At 64.2% G+C, this 8,085-nt stretch carries 7 protein-coding genes; 2 read left to right on the forward strand and 5 right to left on the reverse strand.

Annotation, left to right across the window (positions count from 1 at the left end):
- Positions 1–41: 41 nt before the first annotated feature.
- Together NATTI_RS0101960 and NATTI_RS0101965 are read left to right on the forward strand one after the other, a co-directional pair.
- Positions 42–1,403, forward strand: coding sequence for a HEAT repeat domain-containing protein (locus tag NATTI_RS0101960; protein ID WP_006091840.1), 1,362 nt, complete (start codon positions 42–44; stop codon positions 1,401–1,403).
- A 69-nt stretch (positions 1,404–1,472) separates the two neighbouring features.
- Positions 1,473–3,269, forward strand: coding sequence for a phospholipase D-like domain-containing protein (locus NATTI_RS0101965; protein WP_006091841.1), 1,797 nt, complete (start codon positions 1,473–1,475; stop codon positions 3,267–3,269).
- A 73-nt stretch (positions 3,270–3,342) separates the two neighbouring features.
- On the opposite strand, the gene NATTI_RS0101970 is transcribed toward NATTI_RS0101965, so the two are convergent.
- The 5 genes from NATTI_RS0101970 to sufB form a co-directional block, all read right to left on the reverse strand.
- Positions 3,343–3,777: a metal-dependent transcriptional regulator gene (locus NATTI_RS0101970; protein WP_006091842.1), complete on the reverse strand. Its 435-nt coding sequence runs from the start codon at positions 3,775–3,777 to the stop codon at positions 3,343–3,345.
- 64 nt (positions 3,778–3,841) lie between these two features.
- A complete protein-coding gene (locus NATTI_RS0101975; protein WP_006091843.1) occupies positions 3,842–4,336 on the reverse strand; it encodes a hypothetical protein in 495 nt (164 codons plus the stop codon).
- A 290-nt stretch (positions 4,337–4,626) separates the two neighbouring features.
- A complete protein-coding gene (locus NATTI_RS0101985) occupies positions 4,627–5,718 on the reverse strand; it encodes a hypothetical protein (protein WP_006091844.1) in 1,092 nt (363 codons plus the stop codon).
- Between the two features lie 155 nt (positions 5,719–5,873).
- On the reverse strand, positions 5,874–7,145 hold the full coding sequence (gene sufD / locus NATTI_RS0101990; RefSeq protein WP_006091845.1) for a Fe-S cluster assembly protein SufD: 1,272 nt from the start codon (positions 7,143–7,145) through the stop codon (positions 5,874–5,876).
- A 1-nt stretch (position 7,146) separates the two neighbouring features.
- A partial coding sequence (gene sufB / locus NATTI_RS25165; protein ID WP_019991561.1) for a Fe-S cluster assembly protein SufB occupies positions 7,147–8,085 on the reverse strand: 939 nt, incomplete at its 5' end.

Raw genomic sequence — 8,085 nt, forward strand, 5'->3', positions numbered from 1 at the left:
ACGCGTCGGCGTTATCTCCCGGTCCAAATCCAGGTGGTACCATGAGCGATGACGAGGCAGCCGAGAACGGGGCGGACGCCGAGGAGGAATCGGTCGACGAGGAGTCGGAACCGGAGCCGATCGATCTCGAGGCCATCCGCGAAGCCCTCGCGGCCTTCGAGGACGACGTCGAATCGCTCGAGGGAGACCTCGAGGCCGCCGAAACGGAGGACGATCTCGACGTCGTCGAAGCCGATCTCGAGTCGTTCCGAAGCGAACTCGAGGAGATCGAGATTCCGGAGCCCCCGGAGACGGACGACGACGAGGACGAAGACGAAGAGGAGGAGATCACGCCCGAAGAGGAACTCCAGGAGCGCTACGACGAGATCGAGGACGATCTCTCGGACCTTGAGGACGACCTCGAGGACCAGCGCGGTCCCTACGGCGAGGATGTCGTGGGCGAGATCGACGGCACCAGCGGGACGATCACGGGCACCCGCTGGACGGAGGAGGGCAACGCCGAACTGATCGAGGCCGTCGACGACTTCCTCGACGATCTCAACGAACTGCTCGGCAGTTCGGTCACGCTGGTCAACCAGGGCGAGACCGTCCCCAAACAGCTCGATGCGACGCTCGACAAAGCCGCAGCGGCCGTCGAGCAGGCCGGCCTCGACGCGGACGACGACGCCGAGACGATCGCGGGCCTCCTCGAGACGACCGGGGACCTCGAGGAAGACGTCGACGACGCGACCGAGTGGACCGACCTCGAAATCCGCGAACAGCTGCGACGGGAGGGGTTCTACGATGTCCTCGACCACGTCAAGGACTTCCCGCCGGAGTGGCACGCGATCAAGGTTCACGAGAAACAGGGCAACGTGGACATGATCCTGCTCGCATTGGAGACCTTCGACTCGGACTTCATGGAGGAACACTGCATGGAGGCCCTCGAACGAATGGGTCCGGAAGAGGCCATCGACCCCATGCTCCAGAAGGCCAATCGCCGAGACACCGCAGCGATGCGGATCCTCGGGAACATCGGCGTCGCCAGCGACGATGTGGTCGACACCTTGCTGGACTACGTCGACTCCAACCCGAACCTCCAGAAGCCCTCCTTCAGGGCGCTGGGCGAACTCGGCGCCGAAGCGGCAGTCCAGCCGATCGCTAACCAGCTCGTCGAGGAGAACCCCGACGTTCGGAGCTGGGCCGCACGCGCCCTCGGCTTGATCGGTGACACACGAGCCATCGATCCCCTCGCCGACATCCTCGCAGACGACGAGGAAGACCGCGTGCGCGCCAGCGCCGCGTGGGCGCTCAACCGGATCGGCACCGCGGAGGCCCTCGAGATCGTTGCCGACTACGGCGACGACCGGGCCTATCTCGTCCAGGCCGAAGCCGAGAAGGCGAACCTCGAGCCGGCGACCTGAGCAGTCACGACCGACACCGCTCGTTTTTCGTCCGATAGTTTATATACGAACGGGCGGCCAGACCGCCCGATGGATCGTCGTCGATCGATGGTCGTCGCCCTCGTCGGAATCGCTCTCGTTCTAGGGGGATTGAGTGGCGGGTTTCCGACATCCGACGCGGCGACGACCGACGGCTCGGCGGCGAACGGTGGCGATTTCGCCCCATCCTGCCCCGCTGGCGTCGCCGGCTCGACCGGCCTCGCTGACTCGAACGTCACCGCCGACGAGCCCGACGCCACCGACAGCAGCACGCCCCGAATCGTCGAACTCTATCCGAACCCAACGACCTACGGGAACGTCGGCGAGTACCTGGTCCTCGAGACGCCGACCGACACCCGACTCGAGAACTGGGCGATCACCGACGGCCACACGACTGCCAACCTGCCGAACGAGACGGTTTCGGGGCGCGTCGCAGTGAGTACCGATCCGGACGCCACCGCCGAGCTGACCGACACCGACGATCCGGTACTCGAACTCGAGGGCCACCTTCGACTCGCCGCAGACGGCGACGAGCTCGAACTGCGAAACGGCTCGACAGCGATCGATTCAGTCTCCTACGACCGAGCGCCGACGGCCGAACGATGGTATCGAAACGAGGACGAAGCAGAGGCGGAGGATGCGACCGAGTCGCGTCCAGCCGACGGCGACTGGCATCCGCGAGGTGCGACCTGCCTGCCAGTTTCGAGCGCCGACGTCGACGAGGCGACGGCGTTCGTTCTCCCCGACGAGACCGATCTCCCCCGCGAGACGATCCGCGAGGCCGACGACCGACTGCTGCTTGCCGGCTACACCCTCACCTCGCAGGATATCGCCGACGAACTCGTCGACGCGGCCGACCGCGGGGTCGACGTCGCCGTCCTCCTCGAGTCCGGACCCGTCGGCGGAACGCCAGAAGCCACCGAACCCGTCCTTGAGACGCTCGAGGAGGGGAACGTCGACGTTCGCGCGATCGGCGGAGAGGGCTCCCGGTACCGCTACCACCATCCGAAATACGCCGTCGCCGACGACCACGTGTTGGTCACGACGGAAAACTGGAAGCCCTCGGGGATTGGGGGCGACTCGAGTCGCGGCTGGGGCGTCCGCTTGGCGGACGACTCGCTCGCGGCCGATCTCGCGGCGGTATTCCGGGCCGATCACGAGGGGTGGGACACCGTCTCCGGCACCGCGTTCCGAGCGAACGCCTCCTTCGTCGACGACGATAGTGCCGGAGCGCCCTCGCGATCCTTTCCGACCGAATACGAGCCGGAGACGTTCCCGATCGACAGTGCCGAACTGCTCGTCGCCCCGGACAACGCCGAGGGCCGGCTACTCGAGTTGCTTGGCGAGGCCGACAACGAGATCCTCGTCAAACAGGCCGCTGTCGCCGACGACGTTTCCGTCCTCGAGGCAACGCTCGAGGCGGCCCGTCGCGGCGTCGACGTCGAAATTCTGCTCGACTCGAGTTGGTATCACGAGGACGAGAACGAGGCGCTGGCGCGGGAGTTGGAGGCGACGGCCGACGACGAATCGCTCTCGCTCGAGGTTCGGCTGCTCAAGGAGACGGATCGGTTCGAGAAGATCCACGCCAAGGGGGTCGTGATCGACCGAGAGATCGCCGTTGTCGGAAGCGCCAACTGGAACGAAAACGCCTTCGAAAACAACCGTGAGGTGCTGCTCGCGCTTCACAGCGAGGAGGTCGCAGCGTACTACGCGGGTGTGTTTGCAGACGACTGGGAGGGAGATGGCGGTCTCTGGGCGCTGCCGTTCGGACTCAGCGTGACTGTCGTCGTCGCGCTCGCGCTCGCAGCGCTGGTCGGCCATCGGTACGTTCGGTTCGGTGATGAGTAGTCGGCCTTCGGACGAATTCGCGTATTACTCTCTCGGCCGCCGAAACCGCTCGAAACAACGACGACAGTAAAAGTTAGTCCGCACAGCCGTCGGGACCGATCTCGAGGTGTTCGCAGTAATCCCGTTCGGGGTCGAAACAGTCCGGACACTCGGCGGGACGGTCGATGATCGTATCCAGTCGCTCCGCGACCGTATCGTCGATGACGCTTTCGAGGGCGCGGGCCTCGTCGCGGAACTCCTCGACCTCGAGGACGTTCGCGAGGAACCGCTCGATGATACAGTAGGTCTGAAGCGAGTCGTGAGCGCGTTCGATACCCTCGCTGGTCAGGCTCGCTCCCTTGTACTTCTCGTGTTCGACGAGCCCTCGGTCCTCGAGTTTGCCGATCATCTCGTTGACGCTGGCCGGACTGACTTCGAGCATGTCCGCGAGCGTGCCGGTCGATGCGGGGCCGTCCTCGATCCGTTGGGCGAGATAGATCGCCTTGAGGTATTGATCTGCCGTGTTCATCGGATTCCTCCGTCGATACCGTCCGTGTGGTCGGGAACGCTCGCGACGAGCCGGAGCGTCCCGATCATGCTCTGTGCTCCATAATCTCGGCCACCTCTTCGACTCCCTCCTTTTCTTCCTCTCGGATCTCGTACAGCGTCTCGAGCAGCCGGTCTCGATCGATGGCAAACTCAGCGTCGGAGGCTTCGACCGCGTCGATTAGATCGTCGTAGAACTTGTAGGCCGTCTCCTCGTTTGCGAGCTGATCGTAGAGCACCCCGTCAGTGTCCTCCGGCGGCCCGTACTGGGCGTCGACTAACGCGTTTATTTCCTCGTACGCCACGGTTTCGGCTTCGAGATCCTCGATTAACGCTTCGAGTCGCTCGCGATGGTCGGCCGACTCTTCGGCGGCTTCCTCGAGCAACTCGCGTATCTCCTCGTCGATTGCCGTCCGTTCGGCTGGCGGGAGCGAGTCGAGGTGGTGGGCGGCGCGCGACTCGACGACCTCCTCTAAGACGACCCCGATCTGCAACAGTCGGGTGAGCTGGTGGTCGGTCGAGACGCGCTGTCCCAGACTCATACCACGTTGTCCGGGCCGCTGATACTTAACCGTCCCTACTCGTGGACTGCTCGCCCGCCGGTGGAGTACGGATCGCTGTCGACGACCCTCGGTCTCGACGCTCGAGTCGATGCTATCGCTTCGGGAGCGCCACGCACGACAATAGGCTTTTGTCACTGCTAGCGCAACGTCGGCCGAAATGATCGGAAACGTCGTCGGACTCGCCCTGCTCGTCGCGTTCGGATACACGTTCGTTCGGTGGTATCGGAGCGATGATGACCACCTCAACAGCGAGTGATTCGGGTAGCAGTTCAGCCGCGATACCGCCAGACACGCGTCCCCTCGCCGCCCTCGACAGCCTCGACCTGTTTGAGCCCCTCCTTGAGACACCCCCACCAGCTATCGGCGGTCTCGTAGCCGGCCGGACACTCGGCGTAGAGCGCGTCGACGAAATCCGAACGCCTCGCTCGGTCCTCGTCTCGGAGAAAGGCGAGCGCGCGACCGACGGCGTGGCGGCGTTTTTCGAGAATCTCCGCCGAGCGGCCCGGAATCGACAGCGCGTCGAGATCGGTGATATCTTCGCCGGGACGGATGCCCGCGCCGGCCAGTCGGGTCGAGGAGGTGTACTCGAGGCCGGTCTGGACGTCGCGATTCAGCCGCTTTCGCGTGGTTGCGACCGCGCGACGGGAAAGTTCGTCGAGCCGTTCGGATTCGACATTGCCGAGCATCCCTGCGTCCTCGTGGACCGGATCCTCCCGAATCCGTGCGATTCGCTCGGGCGACAACCCGCCGGATTTCTCGGTCGTTGACACAGTCGTCGGCTCCGACTCCGCGTTCGAACCCGAACTCGAGACTCCATGGTCCGTCGACCGAGGCTGCTCAGTCTCTCGTTCGGGACTCGAGTATTCGTCGTCGTCCGATCGGACCGTCGAGTCGGGACCTTGCCGAACCGTGCGCGGTGAGCCGCGAACCTCGATCGGCGACTCGCGCTCCGGTGCGTCGCGACGAGGGTGCCGGCCGCTTGCTTCCGCTCTGTCGCCGGTGTCGTCGGCTAATTCGCCATCGTGAGCCGATTCGGCTCCGTTCCTGTTCGGCGGTTCGTTCGTTTCCGCCGTGTTATTTACCGGCGTCGGGTCGTCGGCCGATTGGGTGCCATCCTCGCCGCGCTCGATCTGACCGGCAATCGTCGCGACACGCTCCTCGAGCCTCGCCAGTCGCTGACTATGATCGGCCAGCAATCGATCCTGCGTGCCGTCGAGATCGTAGCCGTCGGCGTCGATCGAGCCGCGGTGTTCGATGATCCACCGGACGTACGCTTGCCGACTTTCGAAGCCGAACAGTTCCCGTTCGGCCTCGAGCGCGGCGACAGTGTCGTCCTCGAGTTCGACGGAGAGGGCCTGCATCGAGCGGGTGTTTTTCGTTCGAGTATAAAAAGGATCGTCAGACGCGGTTCCAGGCTCAAGGCCGTCCCGAACGGGGACGCAGTACTGACTCGAGTGGTGACTCACGGTCGACTACCTGATGGCGGAACAGAAACAAAAACCGAAATCGAACGTCGCTAGTCGCGCTGACGAAGGCGCGCGCCGATCAGTTCCACCAGATCGTCGCGCAGTTCGTCGACATCGACTTCTTCGAGGACGGGCACGAAGAACCCTTCCACGAGCATGTTACGTGCGGCACGCGGGTCGACACCGCGGGAGGTCATGTAGAACAGGTCCTCCGCGTCGATCTGGCCGACCGTCGCGGAGTGGCTGGCCTCGGTGTCGTGGTTGTTGATGATCAGCTTCGGCGAGGCGTCGGCCTCGCTTTCGTCGCTAAGCATCAGCGTGTTCTCGCGCTGGTAGGAGCTGGTGTCCCAGGCGTCGCGGCCGACGTCCTGGACGCCCTCGTAGACCGAGCGGGCGACGTCGTCGGTGACGCCGCGGGTGACGAGGTCGGCCGTCGTGTGCTCGGCACGGTGCCAGACTTTGACGTCGAGGTCGAAGTGCTGGTCGTTGTGTCCGTAGAAGGCTCCGACGATCTGCGTCTCCGAGGAGTCGCCCTCGAGCAGCGTCGAGACCTCCGTCTTGGTCAGCTGCGTTCCGATGTTGCCCTCGATCCAGTCGATCGTGGCGTAGGTGTCGGTGACACCGCGCTTGAGGGTGAAGTTGTAGGCCTCCTCCGAGAGGTTCTGGAGGCTGCCGTACTGGACGTAGCTGTTCTCGCCGGCAGCGACTTCGACGATACCGCTGTAGTACTGCTCGTCCCCTGCTCGCGGCTCATCGCCGCTCTCACTACTCGAGGCGCGTAGCGCCTCGCTGTCCTCGCCCGTCGACTGACGCTCGAGGATCGTGACCGAGGACGATTCCTCGGTCACAACGAGCGTGTAGTTGAACAGCGAGCGGGAGTTCTGCTCGGTCCGGATGGTAACGTCCTCGGCGTCGACGCCTTCGGGGACGTAGACGACCGTTCCCGTGCTAAACAGCGCCGTCGAGAGCGCCGTCAGGTAGTTCTCCTGTGGGTCGACGATGGAGCCGAAGTGCTCCTGCAGGAGGTCGTCGTGTTCCTGCACCGCGTCGGCCCACGAGAGCACGTCGACCTCGTCCGGGCCGACCTGATCCTTGTTCTCCGCCGCGTTCAGCGGGTCCACGAGCGACTCGAAGTCGAGTTCGTGAAGGTTCGTCCAGTCCCGACCCGGCGTTCGGATCACGTCGGGCATGTCGAGCTCTTCGAGAGCCTCGAGGGCCTCGAGACGGGTCTCTGTGAGCCAGTCGGGCTCGTCGAGATCCTCGCTGATCTGGCGTACCTGTTCGTCGGTCAGATTGGCGTGTACCTGCGTTCCTGCGCTCATGTTATCCGAGGCTCCCCTCCATCTCGAGTTCGATGAGACGGTTGAGTTCGACCGCGTACTCGATCGGCAGTTCCTCCGTGATCGGCTCGATGAAGCCGGCGACGATCATCTTCTTGGCGTCGTCGTCGTCCAGTCCGCGCGACTGGAGGTAGAAGATGTCCTCGTCGCCGATTTTACCCACTGTGGCTTCGTGAGCGACGTCGACTTTCGACTCCTCGATCTCCATGTACGGCATGGTGTCCGAGGTCGATTCGTTGTCGAACATCAGCGCGTCACACTCGACGGCCGTCGAGGAGTTCTCCGCGCCGTCGGCGATGTGGACGAGGCCGCGGTAGTTGGTGCGCCCGCCGTCCTTGGAGATCGACTTGGACTCGATGGTCGAGCTGGTGTCGGGCGCGTTGTGGTAGACCTTCGCGCCGGTATCGATGTCCTGGCCCTCGCCCGCGAAGGCGATGGTGATGTGGGTGTCCGTCGAGCCGCGACCCTTCAGGATCGTACACGGGTAGAGCATGGTCGCTTTCGAACCCATGCTGCCCGAGATCCACTCCATCGTGCCGTTTGCCTCACAGATGGCGCGCTTGGTGTTCAGGTTGAACGTGTTCTTCGACCAGTTCTGGACCGTCGAGTACTGGACGTGAGCGTCCTCGCCGACGAAGACCTCGACGCCGCCGGAGTGGAGGTTGTGGACGCCGTACTTCGGCGCCGAACAGCCCTCGATGTAGTGGACTTCGGAGCCTTCCTCGGCGATGATGAGCGTGTGCTCGAACTGCCCCATCCCTTCGGAGTTCATCCGGAAGTAGGCCTGCACCGGCATCTCGACCGTGACGCCCTCGGGGACGTAGACGAACGAGCCGCCCGACCAGACGGCGCCGTGGAGCGCCGCGAACTTGTTGTCGCTCGGCGGGACGCAGGTCGTCATGAAGTGCTCTTTGACGAGCTC

It is taken from the genome of Natronorubrum tibetense GA33 (assembly GCF_000383975.1).
Classification (GTDB): Archaea; Halobacteriota; Halobacteria; order Halobacteriales; family Natrialbaceae; genus Natronorubrum; species Natronorubrum tibetense.